Here is a 15,812-nt window from a genome sequence, read left to right as displayed (position 1 = left end):
CGATGGGTCAGAAAATTCATCCAACCGGTTTCCGTCTGGCGGTCACCCGTAACTGGGCTTCGCGCTGGTACGCAGGCAACGGCAATTTCGCTGCCATGCTGAACGAAGACCTGAAAGCTCGCGCTTTCCTGAAAAAGAAACTGAAGAACGCCTCCGTCGGCCGCATCGTCATCGAGCGTCCGGCCAAGAACGCGCGCTTCACGATCTACAGCTCGCGTCCAGGCGTGGTCATTGGTAAAAAAGGCGAAGACATCGAAGTACTGAAGTCGGCGCTGACCAAGATCATGGGCGTGCCGGTGCATGTGAACATCGAAGAAATCCGCAAGCCGGAAATCGACTCGCAGCTGATCGCCGATTCGATCTCGCAGCAGCTGGAAAAGCGTATCATGTTCCGCCGCGCCATGAAGCGCGCGATGCAAAACGCCATGCGTCTGGGTGCCCTGGGCATCAAGATCATGTCGTCGGGCCGTCTGAACGGCATCGAAATCGCGCGTAAAGAATGGTACCGCGAAGGCCGCGTGCCTCTGCATACCCTGCGCGCCGACATCGACTACGGCACCAGCGAAGCGTCGACCACGTACGGCATCATCGGCGTCAAGGTCTGGGTATACAAGGGCGACCGCTCGCCGACCGGCGAAGCGCCAGTCATCGAGACCCCAGCCGACGAGAAGAAAAGCCGCGGTCCACGCCGCGACGACGGCAAGCCTTCGGGCCGCCCACGTCCAGGTCCAGCCGGTGCTAAACCATCCCCGGCAGGTGCTGCCCGTGTGCGTTCCGCGAAACCGGCCGCCGCTGCACCAGCTGAGAAAGCAGGAGAATAACCATGCTGCAACCAGCACGCAGGAAGTATCGTAAAGAGCAGAAAGGCCGCAACACCGGCATTTCGCACAGCCGCGGCACCGCCGTGTCGTTTGGCGAATTCGGTCTGAAGGCAGTTGCTCGCGGTCGCATCACCGCACGTCAAATCGAAGCAGCGCGTCGCGCCATGACCCGTCACATCAAGCGTGGCGGCCGTATCTGGATTCGCGTCTTCCCGGACAAGCCAATTTCGAACAAGCCTGCCGAAGTCCGTATGGGTAACGGTAAGGGTAATCCAGAGTACTACGTGGCTGAAATCCAGCCAGGTAAAGTACTGTACGAAATGGATGGCGTCGCAGAAGAACTGGCGCGTGAAGCGTTCCGCCTGGCTGCTGCCAAACTGCCTCTGGCTACCACCTTCGTGGTGCGCCAGGTTGGCCAATAATAGGAGTGAAATATGAAAGCATCTGAACTCCGCGGCAAAGACCAGGCAGCTCTGCAAAAAGAGCTGAACGACCTGCTGAAGGCCCAGTTCGGTCTGCGTATGCAAGTCGCTACGCAGCAGCTGAGCAACACTTCGCAGCTCAAGAAGGTACGCCGCGACATCGCGCGTGTGAAGACGGTAATGAATCTGAAGGAAGCCAAATGAACCAACCAGTGAAACAGTCGCTCAAGCGCACGCTGATCGGTAAAGTGGTGTCCGACAAGATGGACAAGACCGTTACCGTTCTGATCGAACGTCACGTGAAGCACCCTCTGTACGGCAAGATCATTGTGCGCTCGGCGAAATACCACGCACACGACGAAACCAACCAAGTCAAAGCCGGTGATACGGTCGAGATCCAGGAAGGCCGTCCGATCTCCAAAACGAAGGCGTGGACGGTGACTCGTGTAGTGCAAGCTGCACAAATCGTTTAATTGACCAGCCGCCGCACTCTTCGGAGTGGGGCGGTTTTCAATTAGTTCTTGCAAGCCCGCAGGTTTTATGTGATACTTGCGGGCTTCGCTCATGTATCGCCGCAAAGTGTCTCTCCGCAGACGCGCACCTGCGGTCAGTACTTGTTCGAAGGTCAAGCACCCAAACAGTGATGCGAATCACTGGCGGGACCAAGACTGACCGAGAGGTCCGCATTGTGTGGATTCTTCGGCTTAAGTTGGGAAAGAGAATACTATGATTCAAACTGAAAGCCGGCTCGAAGTGGCCGACAATACCGGTGCCAAAGAAGTCATGTGCATCAAGGTATTGGGCGGCTCCAAGCGCCGTTATGCTGGCATTGGCGACGTGATCAAGGTAACCGTCAAGGTTGCCCAGCCACGCGGCCGTGTCAAAAAAGGTGAAATTTACAACGCTGTGGTTGTGCGTACCGCTAAAGGTGTGCGCCGCCAAGACGGCTCCCTGGTGAAGTTCGACGGCAACGCCGCCGTGCTGCTGAACGCCAAGCTGGAGCCGATCGGTACCCGCATCTTCGGACCTGTCACGCGCGAACTGCGCACTGAGAAGTTCATGAAGATCGTGTCCCTGGCACCGGAAGTCCTGTAAGGAGTCAGTAAATGGATAAGATTCGTAAAAACGACGAAGTCATCGTTTTGACCGGTAAAGACAAGGGCAAGCGCGGCACCGTGCAACAGCGTGTAGACGCTGAGCATGTCGTGGTTGAGGGCGTCAATGTCGCGAAAAAAGCGCAAAAGCCGAACCCGATGACTGGCGTAACTGGTGGCATCGTTGACAAGACCATGCCTATTCACGTGTCCAACGTTGCTCTGTTCAACGCTGCGACCGGTAAGGCAGATCGCGTAGGCTTCAAGGAAGTGGATGGCAAAAAAGTCCGCGTCTTCAAGTCCTCCGGCGAAGTAGTGAAAGGGTAATAAGAAATGGCCCGTCTGCAAGCAGTCTATAAAGACAAAATCGTTGCCGAGCTGACCGAGAAATTCGGTTACAAGTCGGTGATGGAAGTGCCACGCCTGACCAAGATCACCCTGAACATGGGTGTGGGCGAAGCAATCGCTGACAAGAAAGTCCTGGAGCACGCTGTTGGCGACCTGACCAAGATCGCCGGCCAGAAGCCGGTGACCACCAAGTCGCGCAAAGCTATCGCCGGTTTCAAGATCCGCGAAGGCTATCCGATCGGTACCATGGTGACCCTGCGCGGCGCCCGCATGTACGAGTTCCTGGATCGTTTCATCACCGTGGCCCTGCCGCGCGTGCGTGACTTCCGTGGCGTGTCCGGTCGTTCGTTCGACGGTCGCGGCAACTACAACATCGGTGTTAAAGAACAGATCATCTTCCCAGAGATCGAGTACGACAAGATCGATGCGCTGCGTGGTATGAACATCTCGATCACCACCACCGCGAAGACCGACGACGAAGCGAAAGCTCTGCTCGCCGCCTTTAAATTCCCGTTCAGGAACTAATAGATCATGGCAAAACTCGCACTGATTAACCGTGAACAGAAGCGTGTCGACCTGGCAAACAAATTCGCTGCCAAGCGCGCCTCGCTGAAGGCCATCATCGACGACCAGTCGAAGACGGAAGAAGAGCGTTACGAAGCCCGCCTGAAACTGCAGGCGCTGCCACGTAACTCCGCTCCGACCCGTCAGCGCAACCGTTGCGCCGTCACCGGTCGTCCACGCGGCACCTTCCGTAAATTCGGTCTGGGCCGTATCAAGCTCCGTGAATTCGCCATGCGTGGTGAGATTCCGGGTATGACTAAAGCCAGCTGGTAATAGGAGAACAAGCAATGAGTATGAGCGATCCTATCGCCGATATGCTGACCCGCATTCGCAACGCCCAAGGCGTTCAAAAAACGACCGTGGCCATGCCATCGTCGAAAGTCAAAGTAGCGATTGCCAACGTCCTCAAGGACGAGGGTTACATTGAAGATTTCGCTGTCGCCGAAGCCGGTGGCAAGTCGGAACTCAAAATCGGTTTGAAATATTATGTAGGCCGTCCTGTTATCGAGCGCCTTGAGCGCGTGTCCCGTCCGGGCCTGCGCGTGTACAAGGGCAAGGATGAAATCCCAACCGTGATGAACGGCCTGGGCGTTGCCATCGTGTCGACCCCGCAAGGCGTCATGACCGACCGCAAAGCACGCGCTACCGGCGTCGGCGGCGAAGTCATCTGCTACGTCGCGTAAGGAGCAATAATGTCTCGTGTAGCTAAAATGCCTATCGCTGTGCCAGCTGGCGCTGAAGTCGCCATCTCCGCACAAGCGATCACCGTAAAAGGCCCGCTGGGCGTACTGACCCAGTCCCTGAACGGCCTGGTGAAAGTAGAAAACAACGCTGGCACCCTGTCCTTCGACGTGGCCAACGACAGCCGCGAAGCCAATGCCATGTCCGGCACGCTGCGCGCGCTGGTGAACAACATGGTCACCGGCGTCACCAAGGGCTTCGAGAAGAAGCTGAACCTGGTTGGCGTGGGTTACAAGGCGCAAGCCGCTGGCGACAAGCTGAACCTGTCGCTGGGCTTCTCGCACCCGGTTGTGCACGCGATGCCAGAAGGCGTCACCGTGGCAACCCCAACCCCGACCGAGATCCTGATCAAGGGTATCGACCGTCAAAAGGTTGGCCAGGTGGCCGCTGAAGTTCGCGCTTACCGCGCTCCTGAGCCTTACAAGGGCAAGGGCGTCCGTTATTCGGACGAAGTGGTTAAGATCAAAGAAACCAAGAAGAAGTAATTAGGGGCTGACGATGGATAAAAAAGAATCTCGTCTGCGTCGCGGACGTCAAACCCGGATCAAGATTGCGCAGCTGAAAGTGAACCGCCTGTCGGTACACCGCACCAACCTGCACATCTATGCAAACTTGACCTCCCCGGATGCCAAAGTACTGGTTTCGGCCTCGACCGCGGAAGCGGAAGTGCGCGCAGAACTGGCCGGCAAATCGGGCAAGGGTGGCAACGCCGCCGCCGCCGCACTGGTGGGCAAGCGCGTAGCAGAAAAAGCACTGAAAGCAGGAATCACCGAAGTTGCGTTCGACCGCTCCGGTTTCCGTTACCACGGCCGTGTCAAAGCGCTGGCAGAAGCTGCCCGCGAAGCCGGTCTGAAGTTCTAAGGGTACGATCATGGCAAAAATGCAAGCTAAAATGCAAAGCGACAAGCCGGATGACGGCATGCGCGAAAAAATGATCGCGATCAACCGCGTGACCAAAGTGGTCAAGGGTGGTCGTATCATGGGCTTCGCGGCGCTGACCGTCGTTGGTGACGGCGATGGCCGCATCGGCATGGGTAAAGGCAAATCGAAAGAAGTGCCAGTGGGTGTGCAAAAGGCAATGGAAGAAGCCCGCCGCAACCTGATCAAAGTGCCGCTGAAAAACGGCACGCTGCATCACACCGTCATCGGCCGCCACGGCGCGTCGAAAGTGATGATGATGCCAGCCAAGCCGGGTACCGGCGTGATCGCTGGTGGCGCCATGCGCGCGATCTTCGAGGTAATGGGCGTGACCGACGTGGTGGCGAAATCCACCGGTTCGAGCAACCCATACAACCTGGTGCGCGCGACCCTGGACGGCCTGTCGAAAATCAGTACTGCTGCTGACATCGCTGCGAAACGCGGCAAGTCGGTGGAAGACATCCTGGCTTAAGGGGAAACCACATGAGCACTATCAAAGTCAAACTGGTGAAGGGCCTGATCGGCACTCGTCAAGACCACCGCGCCACCGTGCGTGGCCTGGGTCTGCGCCGCGTCAACTCGGTTTCCGAGCTGCAGGACACCCCATCGGTACGCGGCATGATCACCAAAGTCGCCTACCTCGTGAAAGTCGTATCGTAAGCCTTGGCTTATGATCTGGAGAAATCAATGGAATTGAATACCATTCAACCAGCAGACGGCGCGAAGCACTACAAGCGTCGCGTCGGTCGCGGTATCGGCTCCGGCCTGGGTAAAACCTCCGGCCGTGGTCACAAAGGTCAAAAATCGCGTTCGGGCGGCTTCCATAAAGTCGGTTTCGAAGGCGGTCAGATGCCTCTGCAACGCCGTCTGCCTAAGCGCGGTTTCAAGTCGCTCAACGCCACCTTCAAAGCTGAAGTGCGCCTGTCCGACCTGAACAACCTGCCTACCGGCGAAGTCGACATTCTGGTCCTGAAGCAAGCCGGCGTGCTGGGCGTGCTGGCCCGCGACGTGCGCGTGATCGCCTCCGGCGAAATCACCAAAGCCGTCGTGGTCAAAGGCCTGAAAGTCACCGCGGGCGCGAAAGCGGCCATCGAAGCGGCTGGCGGCTCGGTAGCCTGAGCTGATAGCTAACAGCTAGATCGGAGCGAAAATTGGCGACCAACCCACAACTTGCTAAGAGCGCCGCAGCTGGCTTCCCTTGGGGCCGCCTGTGGTTCCTGCTTGGCGCATTGGTGGTGTATCGTATCGGCGCTCACGTTCCTGTACCGGGTGTCGACCCGGTACAGCTGGCGGCCCTGTTCAAGCAACAGGAAGGCGGCATCCTGGGCATGTTCAACATGTTCTCCGGTGGCGCCTTGTCCCGCTTTACGGTGTTTGCGCTCGGTATCACGCCCTACATCTCGGCCTCGATCATCATGCAGTTGCTGTCGATCGTGTCGCCACAGATGGAGGCGCTGAAGAAGGAGGGCGAATCCGGCCGCCGCAAGATCACCCAGTACACCCGTTATGCGACGGTGGCGCTGGCTCTGTTCCAGGCGCTGGGTGTGTCCGTGGCACTGGAATCGCAGCCTGGTCTGGTGCTGGATCCTGGCCTGGGCTTCCGCTTCGTGACGATCGTGACGCTGTTGACCGGCACCATGTTCCTGATGTGGCTGGGGGAGCAGATTACCGAGCGCGGTCTCGGTAACGGCATCTCCATCATCATCTTCGCCGGTATCGCCGCCGGTCTGCCTGGCGCCCTGGGCGGCTTGTTCTCCCAGGTGTCGACGGGTTCGATTGGCAGCTTCTCGGCCATCCTCATCGTGGTACTGGTCGCCCTGGTGACCTACGCCGTGGTGTTCGTGGAGCGTGGACAGCGCAAGATCCTGGTCAACTACGCCAAGCGTCAAGTCGGCAACAAGATCTACGGTGGCCAAACCAGCCACCTGCCGCTGAAGCTGAACATGGCCGGCGTGATCCCGCCGATCTTCGCATCGTCGATTATCCTGTTCCCGGCTACGCTCGTGGAGTGGTTCTCGAAGGGTGCCGACAAGTCCAGCCCGGTCGTCGGTTTCATGAAAGACCTGGCTGCGTCGTTGAGCCCTGGCGAGCCGATCCATGCGTTGTTGTACGCCATTGCAATCGTGTTCTTCTGTTTCTTCTATACCGCGCTGGTGTTCAACAGCAAGGAAACAGCGGACAACTTGAAGAAGAGCGGGGCCTTTGTGCCAGGGATCCGTCCCGGTGAGCAGACTGCCCGCTACATCGACAAGATCCTGACGCGATTGACGCTGGCCGGTGCCATCTACATCACGCTGGTGTGTTTGTTGCCGGAGTTTATGAATGCCCAGTGGAAGGTCCCCTTCTACTTTGGCGGCACCTCCCTGTTGATTATTGTGGTTGTGACCATGGATTTCATGGCCCAGGTGCAAAACTATGTGATGTCGCAGCAATACGAGTCGCTGCTGCGCAAAGCAAACTTCAAGGGCGGGATTCCGACGCGTTAAGCGCGGCAAACATAACGAAAAATGGCAAAAGACGACGTCATACAGATGCAAGGCGAGATTCTGGAGAATCTCCCCAATGCAACATTTCGAGTGAAGCTGGAAAACGGGCACGTGGTGCTCGGGCACATTTCGGGTAAAATGCGGATGAACTATATCCGCATCCTTCCTGGCGACAAGGTGACGGTCGAACTGACACCTTATGATCTGAGCCGGGCCCGCATCGTGTTCCGGACCAAGTAAATAAACAATCGTACTAGAAGAGAGTGCAAAAATGAAAGTTAACGCTTCAGTCAAGCGCATCTGCCGCAACTGCAAGATCATCAAGCGCAAAGGTGTGGTCCGCGTAATCTGCGTCGAACCGCGTCACAAGCAGCGTCAAGGTTAATAACCGTTATTTATCGAGGAATAACGAATGGCACGTATTGCAGGGGTTAACATCCCAAACCACCAACATACCGTTATCGGCCTGACCGCCATCTACGGTATCGGCCGCCCACGCTCGCAGTTCATCTGCCAGGCGACGGGTGTTCCATCCAACAAGAAGATCAAAGATCTGGACGACAGCGAGCTGGAAAAGCTGCGTGATGAGATCGGCAAGTTCGTAGTTGAAGGCGACCTGCGCCGCGAACTGTCGATGAACATCAAGCGTCTGATGGATCTGGGCTGCTACCGCGGCATGCGTCACCGCAAGGGCCTGCCGGTCCGCGGCCAGCGCACCCGCACCAATGCACGTACCCGCAAGGGCCCGCGCAAAGCCGCTCAATCGCTGAAGAAATAATCTTAGGAAAATATTATGGCTAAGCAACAAAGCAGCGCAGCAGCAGCTCGCGTACGCAAGAAGGTCAAGAAGAACGTTGCAGAAGGCATCGCACACGTTCACGCTTCCTTCAACAACACCATCATCACCATCACCGACCGTCAGGGCAACGCTCTGTCGTGGGCGACCTCCGGTGGCGCTGGCTTCAAGGGTTCGCGTAAATCGACCCCGTTCGCAGCGCAGGTTGCTGCTGAAGCCGCAGGTAAAGTGGCTGTTGAGTGCGGCGTGAAGAACCTGGAAGTGCGCATCAAGGGCCCAGGCCCTGGCCGCGAATCCGCAGTGCGCGCACTGAACAACCTGGGCATCAAGATCACCGAGATCCAGGACGTTACCCCAGTACCGCACAACGGCTGCCGTCCTCCTAAGCGTCGTCGTATCTAATGATGCTGCCGGCGGCGGGGCAACCCGCTCCCGCCGGCGTCGTCCTCTTGGAAGCAAAAAACCGCTGGAACAGTGGGCCGGAAACGGCTATACTGTCCGGCTGTTCTCGCCTGTCGGATGGATTTCGACGGGTTTTTCGTTTTGTCAGCCACCGTCCAAGCTGAAAGTGAGCTGGACTAGCGCCTAACCGCACGCATAGTCGCGCCGCGGCTGGGGCGTCATATTTAAAGGAAAACACCGTGGCACGTTATATCGGACCAAAAGCAAAGCTGTCCCGCCGTGAAGGCACCGACCTGTTCCTGAAGAGCGCCCGCCGCTCCCTGGATTCGAAATGCAAACTGGACGTCAAGCCAGGCCAGCACGGCGTGAAATCGGGCGCCCGCACCTCGGACTTCGGCAACCAGCTGCGCGAAAAGCAAAAAGTAAAACGCATGTACGGCATCCTGGAACGCCAGTTCCGCCGCTACTTCGCCGAAGCCGACCGCCGCAAGGGCAACACCGGCGAAACCCTGCTGTCCCTGCTGGAAACCCGCCTGGACAACGTGGCTTACCGCATGGGCTTCGGCTCGACCCGCGCTGAAGCGCGCCAGCTGGTATCGCACAAAGCCTTCACCGTGAACGGCCAAGTGGTCAACATCGCTTCCTACGCCGTGAAAACCGGTGACGTGATCGCCGTGCGCGAAAAAGCCAAGAAGCAAGTGCGTATCGTTGAAGCGCTGTCGCTGGCGGAACAAGTCGGCATGCCAGCCTGGGTGTCGGTTGACTCCAAGAAAATGGAAGGCACGCTGAAATCGCTGCCAGAGCGTAACGAAATCGCTCACGACGTCAACGAATCGCTGATCGTCGAACTGTACTCGCGTTAATCGCAGTAAGTAGCCTCCGCCCACTGGGTTTCGCCCAGTGGGCTTTTTCACTAATGCCATCAGCCTTATCGGTGTAATGAGCCGAGGGTATTGAAAAGGACATTTCATGCAAAACAGTTTGTTGAAACCACGTATCATCGACGTCGAAGCCCTGGGCGCCGGTCACGCTAAAGTCGTGATGGAGCCGTTCGAGCGTGGCTATGGCCACACCCTGGGCAATGCGCTGCGCCGCGTGCTGCTGTCGTCCATGATCGGCTACGCGCCGACCGAAGTGACGATTGCCGGCGTGGTGCACGAGTACTCGTCGCTGGACGGCGTCCAGGAAGACGTGGTTGACCTGTTGCTGAACCTGAAGGGCGTGGTCTTCAAAGTCCACAACCGTGACTCCGTCACCCTGACCCTGAAGAAGGAAGGCGAAGGCGCCGTCCTGGCATCGGACATCGACCTGCCGCACGACGTCGAGCTGATCAATCCGGACCACGTGATTGCCCACCTGACCGCAGGCGGCAAGCTGGACATGCAGATCAAAGTGGAAAAAGGCCGCGGCTATGTGCCGGGCAACGTCCGCCGCCTGTCCGAAGACACCAACAAGACCATCGGCCGCATCATCCTGGACGCGTCGTTCTCGCCAGTGCGCCGCGTGTCTTACGCCGTGGAATCGGCCCGTGTGGAACAGCGTACCGACCTGGACAAGCTGATCATCAACATCGAAACCAACGGCGTGATCACGCCGGAAGAAGCGATCCGCCAGTCGGCCCGCGTGCTGGTGGACCAGTTGAATGTATTCGCCGCCCTGGAAGGCACGGAAGCGGCCGCCGAAGCGCCATCGCGTGCTCCGCTGGTCGATCCTATCCTGCTGCGTCCGGTGGACGACCTGGAGCTGACCGTACGTTCGGCCAACTGCCTGAAAGCGGAAAACATCTACTACATCGGCGACCTGATCCAGCGTTCGGAAAACGAACTGCTGAAGACGCCGAACCTGGGCCGCAAGTCCTTGAACGAGTTCATGATGGTGGTCTTGATGACGTCCGGCGCGCCGCCGTACAGCCAGTCCTTGTCGGTCAGGTTGGGGAAGCCCTTGTTGCCGCGCGCGTTTAACCCTTATGAACCGGTCCGCGCCCTGGCGGGCAGCGATAGCTGTCCCCCTGGCGATCGAAGAACCTGGCATTAAACATCATCGAAAGGAAGTACCATGCGTCACCGTCACGGCCTCCGTAAGCTGAACCGTACCTCGTCCCACCGCCTGGCTATGCTGCGCAACATGACCGTTTCCCTGCTGCGTCATGAAGCCATCAAAACCACCGTTCCTAAAGCTAAGGAACTGCGCCGCGTGATCGAGCCGATCCTGACCCTGGGCAAGACCGACACCCTGGCCAACAAGCGCCTGGCTTTCGCTCGCCTGCGCGACCGCGAAATGGTTCTGAAGCTGTTCGCCGAACTGGGCCCACGCTACGCCAACCGCAACGGCGGTTACCTGCGCATCCTGAAAATGGGTTTCCGCGTGGGCGACAACGCGCCGATGGCTTACGTTGAACTGCTGGACCGTCCAGAGATCACCGAAGCTGTTGAAGTTGCCGACGAAGCGTAAATCACGCTGAGTCAGGAAAAAAGCCAGGCGCTGCCTGGCTTTTTTTATGGCCGGGCGGGAAAGCGCGGCCAGGTGTACCATAGGCGGGTTTCAGTTCTCGAAGGCAGTCATGTCCCGCTTTGCCCACTTCCTCGTCCGCCTGCTGGCGTTGACGGTCCTGCTGTTTGCCGCGCCGGCCCGCGCCGAGGAAGACTTCCTCGATCCGGCTGTCGCCTTCAAGTTCTCCGCCCGCATGCTGGACGAGAAAACCGCCAGCGTCACCTATGACATCGCCGACGGCTACTATATGTACCGCGAGCGCTTCATGTTCAAGGCGCAGGGCGCCACGCTGGGCGCGCCGGACATTCCGCCCGGCAAGGTCAAGTTCGACGAAACCTTCAACAAGGACGTGGAAACCTACCGCAAGCAGGTCACCATCACCATCCCGGTCGACACCGCCGGCCCGTTCACCTTGCTGGCCACCTCGCAGGGCTGCTCGGACAAGGGCTTGTGCTACTCGCCGCAGGAGGCCCAGGTCAAGCTGGTGGGCGCCGGCGGCAGCGGCGCGGCCATGTCGCTGCCTGGCGCCGCAGGGCCGGGCGCCGCCTTGGCCGGCGTGGACGCGGCCGGCGCCGGCGGGGTCAGCGAACTGGGCAAGATCGAAGCGGCGCTGCAGGGCGGCCGCCTGCTGGTGATCCTGCCGCTGTTCGCGCTGCTGGGCCTGGGCCTGGCGTTCACCCCCTGCGTGCTGCCCATGGTGCCCATCCTGTCCTCGATCATCGTCGGCGAAGGTGCGCGCAGCAGCCGCGGGCGCGGCCTGCTGCTGTCGCTCACCTATGCGCTGGGCATGGCCATCGTCTACACCGCGCTGGGCGTGGCGGCCGGGCTGATCGGCGAAGGCCTGGCCGCCGCGCTGCAGAACCCCTGGGTGCTGGGCGCCTTCGGCCTGCTGATGGTGGCGCTGTCGCTGTCCATGTTCGGCCTGTACGAACTGCAAGTGCCGGCCGGGCTGCAAAGCCGGCTGAGCACGGTGTCCAGCCGCCAGTCGTCCGGCAAGCTGGCCGGCGTGTTCGCCATGGGCGCCATTTCCGCCCTCATCGTCGGCCCCTGCGTGGCCGCGCCGCTGGCCGGCGCGCTGGTCTACATCAGCCAGACGCGCGACGTGGTCATCGGCGGCGGCGCGCTGTTCGCCATGGCGGTGGGCATGAGCGTGCCGCTGGTGCTGGTGGGCGTCTCGGCCGGCACGCTGCTGCCGCGCGCCGGCGGCTGGATGGACAATGTGAAGAAATTCTTCGGCGTGCTGCTGCTGGCCATGGCGCTGTGGCTGGTGTCGCCGGTGCTGCCGGCCTGGGTGGCCATGCTGGGCTTCGCGCTGCTGGGCATAGGCTACGGCGTCTACCTGCTGACGGCCGGTAGCCGGGGCCGGGCCGGCACGGGCTGGCTGGGCAAGGCGGCGGCCGTGGTGTTCATCCTGCTGGGGGCGGTGCAACTGGTCGGCGCAGCCACCGGCGGGCGGGACGTGCTGGCGCCGCTGGCCCACCTGGGGCGTGGCGGCGAGCAGCCGGTGCACTTCCAGCGCGTCAAGACCGTGGCCCAGCTGGACGCCGCGCTGGCGCAAACCGGCGGCAAGACCGCCATGCTGGACTTCTACGCCGACTGGTGCGTGTCCTGCAAGGAAATGGAAAAGCTCACCTTCGTCGACCCGGCCGTCAAGGCCAAATTGGCCAACACCGTGCTGCTGCAGGTGGACGTGACCGCCAACGACGAGGACGACAAGGCCATGCTGAAGCGCTTCAAGCTGTTCGGCCCGCCCGGCATCATCTTGTTCAACCCGCAAGGCCAGGAAATCCCGGACTCCCGCGTGGTCGGCTTCCAGAATGCGGAAACCTTCCTGAAATCGCTGGACAAGCTGCAATAAACCAAGGGGCGCCGTGGCGCCCCTTGTGCTTGATGCAAGCCCGATCAGCTATGGTGCATGGCGCCGTGGCCGCCGCCAGGGCGGTGGCCGCGTCGGTGGTGGCGCTGGGTGGCTTGGTCGAAGGTCTTCTGCTGCTCGGGCGTCAGCTGGGCGTAGAAGGTCTTCAGCGCGGCCAGGCGGGTTTCATGCTGGGCGATCATCTGCTTGTGCATCTCCAGGCGCCGCTCGGCGCGCTCCGGCGCACTCAGCTGGGCCAGCGCGGCGCGGTCGGCGCGGGCCGCCGGCAGCTTGGGCGCGCTGGCGGCGACGAAGGCGTTCCAGGCCGGTTCCTGCGCCGCCGTCAGCTTCAGCTTGTCGTGCAGCGCGGCCTGGTGCCTGGCCATCATTTCCTTGAATGTGGCCTGGCGCTCGGCGGCCCTGGCGGCGCGCTGCTCCTGGGTCAGGGCCTGGCCGTGGCGGCCCGGGGCCGGGGTGTCGGCGGCGAAGGCGCTGCCGCCCACCGCGCCCAGGCTGAGCACGGCCATGCCGATGATCAGGGATTTGCGTATCGTGTTCATGGTAAGTCCTTTGAGGTTGGGTTCGGTGGCTACACTCGATGTGCACTGCACATGGAGGCCATCTTGGCAGCGCGGTGTTGCCGCTGCATTGCCCCAGCCGCCGCTTTTGTATCAAACTGTTTCGCCGGGACTGCAGCGCTTGCAGATATACAAGCCGATACAAACCCTTATTGGCCTTCCCCCTCCGAACTGAGGATAATTGAGGCATGGAACAAACTTCTACCATCCTGATCGTCGACGACGACCGCGATATCCGCTCCCTGCTGGCCGACTACCTGGAGGCCAATGGCTACCGCGCGCAGTGCGCGGCGGACGGCGGCGCCATGTGGAAACAGCTCGACGAGGCGCGCCCGGACCTGATCGTGCTGGACCTGAACCTGCCCGGCGACGACGGCCTGAGCCTGTGCCGCAAGCTGCGCGCCACGTCGTCGCTGCCGGTCATCATGCTGACCGCCCGCAACGAGCCGCTGGACCGCATCCTGGGCCTGGAAATGGGCGCCGACGACTACCTGCCGAAACCGTTCGAGCCGCGCGAATTGCTGGCCCGCATACGCAGCGTGCTGCGCCGCAGCCACGCCATGCCGTCCAATGCCGGTTCCGACAAGGTGCAGCAGATGCGCTTTTCCAACTGGACCCTGGACCTGACCGCGCGCCACCTGGTGAATCCGGACGGCATCGTCATCATGCTGTCGGGCGCCGAGTTCCGCCTGCTCAAGGTGTTCCTGGAACACCCGAACCGGGTGCTCAACCGCGACCAGCTGCTGAACCTGACCCAGGGCCGCGACGCCGACCCCTTCGACCGATCGATCGACATCCAGATCAGCCGCCTGCGCCAGAAGCTGGGCGAGGACGCGCGGGTGCCGCAAATCATCAAGACCGTGCGCAACGGCGGCTATGTGCTGGCCGGCGCCGTCAGCGTGGAGCCGGGCACGTGAAAGCGTTCCTCAGTTCGATGACGGGCCGCGTGTTCCTGGTGCTGCTGCTCGGCATCGTGGCCTCGGCCACGCTGACGCAATACCTGGCCGTCAACGAACGCCAGCGCACGCTGGAGCGCTACCGCGACTCCTACGCGCTGGACCGCGCGGTGGAACTGCTCTCCACGGTCGGCGTGGTCAAGCCGGAAGGGCGCGCCACCTACCTGAAGATCACCAGCCAGGGCGGCCTGCGGCTGGAAGCGACCAGCGACGCCATCAACACCGCCCACCCGCAATCCGATTTTTCCCGCCACCTGGGCGAGCGCCTGGGGCAGGACTACGTGCTGGCGCCGCTGGCCGAGCGGCCCGCCGCCTGCGACGCGCCGCGCGAGATCAACTCCATCTTCGGCCCGGCCCAATGGCGCGGCACCTGCGAGGCGATCAATGTGGGCATGCCGGACGGCCAGGTGCTGCGCCTGACCATCCTGCCGCCGCGCTCGCCGCCCCCGACCGGCCAGAATGAGCTGCTCAGCCTGCTGCCTTTCCTGTTCAGCATAGTCGGCCTGGCCTACCTGGTCACGCGCATGGCGGTGCGCCCGCTCAAGCAGCTGGCCCAGGCCGCCAAGGACCTGGGCAACGACATCAACCACGCGCCGCTGGAACTGCGCGGCGCCAGCGAGATCCGCCAGGCCAGCGCCGCCTTCAACGCCATGCAGGCGCGCATCCGCCAGCACATCTTCCAGCGCACGCAAATGCTGGCCGCCATCACGCACGACTTGCAGACCCCGCTGACCCGCATGCGGCTGCGGCTGGAAAAAGTGGCCGACGGCGACTTGCAGCAAAAGCTGCTGGGCGACCTGTCGGCCACGCAGCAGATGGTGAAGGAAGGCCTGGACCTGGCGCGCAGCATGGACAGCACCGAAAACATGCAGGCGCTGGACCTGGACTCGCTGCTCGACAGCGTGTGCGCCGACGCGGCCGACGCCGGCCAGGACGTGGCCCTCAAGGGCCGCGCCGCCATGGCGCTGATGGGCCGTCCGCTGGCGATCCGGCGCTGCCTGGTGAACCTGCTGGACAACGCCGTCAAGTACGGCCAGAGCGCCAGCGTGACGGTGGAGCGCATGGTGGGCGCGGCCCGCATCCGCATCCGCGACGCCGGCCCCGGCATTGCCGCCGACCAGCTGGCGCAGGTGTTCGAGCCGTTCTACCGCATCGAGACGTCGCGCTCGCGCGAATCCGGCGGCACCGGCCTGGGCCTGACCATCGCGCGCAACATCGCCGAACAGCACGGCGCCAGCATCGCGCTGGCCAACCACCCGGACGGCGGCCTGGAGGTCACCCTGGTACTGCCCGAATATTACGCCGGGAAATGATTCCCGCTTTGCACTCACCTAAAACAAC

25 protein-coding genes and 2 pseudogenes are annotated in these 15,812 nt (G+C 61.2%); 25 read left to right on the top strand and 2 right to left on the bottom strand.

The genetic code is table 11. The features are described 5' to 3' along the window. Nucleotides 1-2: 2 nt before the first annotated feature. The 21 genes and pseudogenes from rpsC to ASD15_RS28185 form a co-directional block, all read left to right on the top strand. Complete coding sequence (rpsC, locus tag ASD15_RS28280; RefSeq protein ID WP_057158346.1) at nt 3-821, top strand: 30S ribosomal protein S3; 819 nt, start codon at nt 3-5, stop codon at nt 819-821. A gap of 2 nt (nt 822-823) precedes the next feature. Continuing rightward, a complete protein-coding gene (gene rplP, locus ASD15_RS28275; RefSeq protein ID WP_056404292.1) occupies nt 824-1,243 on the top strand; it encodes a 50S ribosomal protein L16 in 420 nt (139 codons plus the stop codon). Between the two features lie 12 nt (nt 1,244-1,255). Then, a complete protein-coding gene (gene rpmC / locus ASD15_RS28270; protein WP_056404290.1) occupies nt 1,256-1,447 on the top strand; it encodes a 50S ribosomal protein L29 in 192 nt (63 codons plus the stop codon). Beyond that, complete coding sequence (rpsQ, locus tag ASD15_RS28265; protein WP_056404288.1) at nt 1,444-1,716, top strand: 30S ribosomal protein S17; 273 nt, start codon at nt 1,444-1,446, stop codon at nt 1,714-1,716. The genes rpmC and rpsQ overlap by 4 nt, the downstream gene beginning before the upstream one ends. 253 nt (nt 1,717-1,969) lie before the next feature. Further along, a complete protein-coding gene (gene rplN, locus ASD15_RS28260) occupies nt 1,970-2,338 on the top strand; it encodes a 50S ribosomal protein L14 (protein ID WP_050409761.1) in 369 nt (122 codons plus the stop codon). A gap of 11 nt (nt 2,339-2,349) precedes the next feature. Further along, nucleotides 2,350-2,664, top strand: coding sequence for a 50S ribosomal protein L24 (rplX, locus tag ASD15_RS28255; protein ID WP_057158345.1), 315 nt, complete (start codon nt 2,350-2,352; stop codon nt 2,662-2,664). A 6-nt stretch (nt 2,665-2,670) separates the two neighbouring features. After that, on the top strand, nt 2,671-3,210 hold the full coding sequence (gene rplE, locus ASD15_RS28250; RefSeq protein WP_056404284.1) for a 50S ribosomal protein L5: 540 nt from the start codon (nt 2,671-2,673) through the stop codon (nt 3,208-3,210). Between the two features lie 6 nt (nt 3,211-3,216). Then, entirely contained in the window at nt 3,217-3,522 is a 306-nt protein-coding gene (rpsN, locus tag ASD15_RS28245) for a 30S ribosomal protein S14 (protein WP_056404282.1), read from the top strand. A gap of 14 nt (nt 3,523-3,536) precedes the next feature. Continuing rightward, nucleotides 3,537-3,932 (top strand): 30S ribosomal protein S8, encoded by a 396-nt coding sequence (rpsH, locus tag ASD15_RS28240; RefSeq protein WP_056404280.1) that lies wholly within the window; start codon nt 3,537-3,539, stop codon nt 3,930-3,932. 9 nt (nt 3,933-3,941) lie between these two features. Then, the gene (rplF, locus tag ASD15_RS28235; protein WP_057158344.1) at nt 3,942-4,475 is read left to right on the top strand and encodes a 50S ribosomal protein L6; all 534 of its coding nucleotides are present in this window, start codon (nt 3,942-3,944) and stop codon (nt 4,473-4,475) included. Nucleotides 4,476-4,488: 13 nt separating this feature from the next. Continuing rightward, nucleotides 4,489-4,851: a 50S ribosomal protein L18 gene (rplR, locus tag ASD15_RS28230; RefSeq protein WP_028833785.1), complete on the top strand. Its 363-nt coding sequence runs from the start codon at nt 4,489-4,491 to the stop codon at nt 4,849-4,851. Between the two features lie 10 nt (nt 4,852-4,861). Then, nucleotides 4,862-5,380, top strand: a complete 519-nt coding sequence (rpsE, locus tag ASD15_RS28225; RefSeq protein WP_049817602.1) for a 30S ribosomal protein S5 — start codon at nt 4,862-4,864, stop codon at nt 5,378-5,380. An 11-nt stretch (nt 5,381-5,391) separates the two neighbouring features. Then, complete coding sequence (gene rpmD / locus ASD15_RS28220; protein WP_050409754.1) at nt 5,392-5,568, top strand: 50S ribosomal protein L30; 177 nt, start codon at nt 5,392-5,394, stop codon at nt 5,566-5,568. A gap of 27 nt (nt 5,569-5,595) precedes the next feature. After that, nucleotides 5,596-6,027, top strand: a complete 432-nt coding sequence (gene rplO / locus ASD15_RS28215; protein WP_056404276.1) for a 50S ribosomal protein L15 — start codon at nt 5,596-5,598, stop codon at nt 6,025-6,027. 32 nt (nt 6,028-6,059) lie between these two features. Beyond that, entirely contained in the window at nt 6,060-7,394 is a 1,335-nt protein-coding gene (gene secY / locus ASD15_RS28210; protein WP_057158343.1) for a preprotein translocase subunit SecY, read from the top strand. Nucleotides 7,395-7,415: 21 nt separating this feature from the next. Further along, nucleotides 7,416-7,634, top strand: coding sequence for a translation initiation factor IF-1 (gene infA, locus ASD15_RS28205; RefSeq protein WP_005663428.1), 219 nt, complete (start codon nt 7,416-7,418; stop codon nt 7,632-7,634). 31 nt (nt 7,635-7,665) lie between these two features. Next, nucleotides 7,666-7,779 (top strand): 50S ribosomal protein L36, encoded by a 114-nt coding sequence (gene rpmJ, locus ASD15_RS32040; RefSeq protein ID WP_005663407.1) that lies wholly within the window; start codon nt 7,666-7,668, stop codon nt 7,777-7,779. 27 nt (nt 7,780-7,806) lie between these two features. Next, entirely contained in the window at nt 7,807-8,172 is a 366-nt protein-coding gene (gene rpsM / locus ASD15_RS28200; protein ID WP_056404273.1) for a 30S ribosomal protein S13, read from the top strand. Nucleotides 8,173-8,187: 15 nt separating this feature from the next. Beyond that, the gene (gene rpsK / locus ASD15_RS28195; RefSeq protein WP_008444339.1) at nt 8,188-8,592 is read left to right on the top strand and encodes a 30S ribosomal protein S11; all 405 of its coding nucleotides are present in this window, start codon (nt 8,188-8,190) and stop codon (nt 8,590-8,592) included. A 239-nt stretch (nt 8,593-8,831) separates the two neighbouring features. Next, complete coding sequence (gene rpsD / locus ASD15_RS28190) at nt 8,832-9,455, top strand: 30S ribosomal protein S4 (protein WP_057158342.1); 624 nt, start codon at nt 8,832-8,834, stop codon at nt 9,453-9,455. A 106-nt stretch (nt 9,456-9,561) separates the two neighbouring features. Next, nucleotides 9,562-10,473 (top strand): annotated as a pseudogene (locus tag ASD15_RS28185) (DNA-directed RNA polymerase subunit alpha); the annotation flags it as partial. Here ASD15_RS28185 and ASD15_RS33455 read toward each other — a convergent pair. Further along, nucleotides 10,428-10,556: pseudogene (locus ASD15_RS33455) on the bottom strand (cytochrome C oxidase Cbb3); the annotation flags it as partial. The pseudogenes ASD15_RS28185 and ASD15_RS33455 overlap by 46 nt on opposite strands. 91 nt (nt 10,557-10,647) lie before the next feature. Between ASD15_RS33455 and rplQ the strand changes: the two are divergent. After that, on the top strand, nt 10,648-11,043 hold the full coding sequence (gene rplQ / locus ASD15_RS28180) for a 50S ribosomal protein L17 (protein WP_056404269.1): 396 nt from the start codon (nt 10,648-10,650) through the stop codon (nt 11,041-11,043). A gap of 109 nt (nt 11,044-11,152) precedes the next feature. Beyond that, the gene (gene dsbD / locus ASD15_RS28175; RefSeq protein WP_057158341.1) at nt 11,153-12,940 is read left to right on the top strand and encodes a protein-disulfide reductase DsbD; all 1,788 of its coding nucleotides are present in this window, start codon (nt 11,153-11,155) and stop codon (nt 12,938-12,940) included. 44 nt (nt 12,941-12,984) lie between these two features. Here dsbD and ASD15_RS28170 read toward each other — a convergent pair whose 3' ends face one another. Continuing rightward, on the bottom strand, nt 12,985-13,497 hold the full coding sequence (locus ASD15_RS28170) for a Spy/CpxP family protein refolding chaperone (RefSeq protein WP_057158340.1): 513 nt from the start codon (nt 13,495-13,497) through the stop codon (nt 12,985-12,987). 206 nt (nt 13,498-13,703) lie between these two features. Between ASD15_RS28170 and ASD15_RS28165 the strand changes: the two genes are divergently transcribed. Together ASD15_RS28165 and ASD15_RS28160 are read left to right on the top strand one after the other, a co-directional pair. Further along, entirely contained in the window at nt 13,704-14,432 is a 729-nt protein-coding gene (locus ASD15_RS28165; RefSeq protein WP_057158339.1) for a response regulator, read from the top strand. Further along, nucleotides 14,429-15,784, top strand: a complete 1,356-nt coding sequence (locus ASD15_RS28160) for an ATP-binding protein (RefSeq protein WP_057158338.1) — start codon at nt 14,429-14,431, stop codon at nt 15,782-15,784. The genes ASD15_RS28165 and ASD15_RS28160 overlap by 4 nt, the downstream gene beginning before the upstream one ends. Nucleotides 15,785-15,812: the final 28 nt, after the last annotated feature.

This window comes from Massilia sp. Root351, from assembly GCF_001425045.1.
Lineage (GTDB): Bacteria > Pseudomonadota > Gammaproteobacteria > Burkholderiales > Burkholderiaceae_D > Rugamonas.
This window is presented reverse-complemented; position numbering and strand designations above follow the sequence as displayed.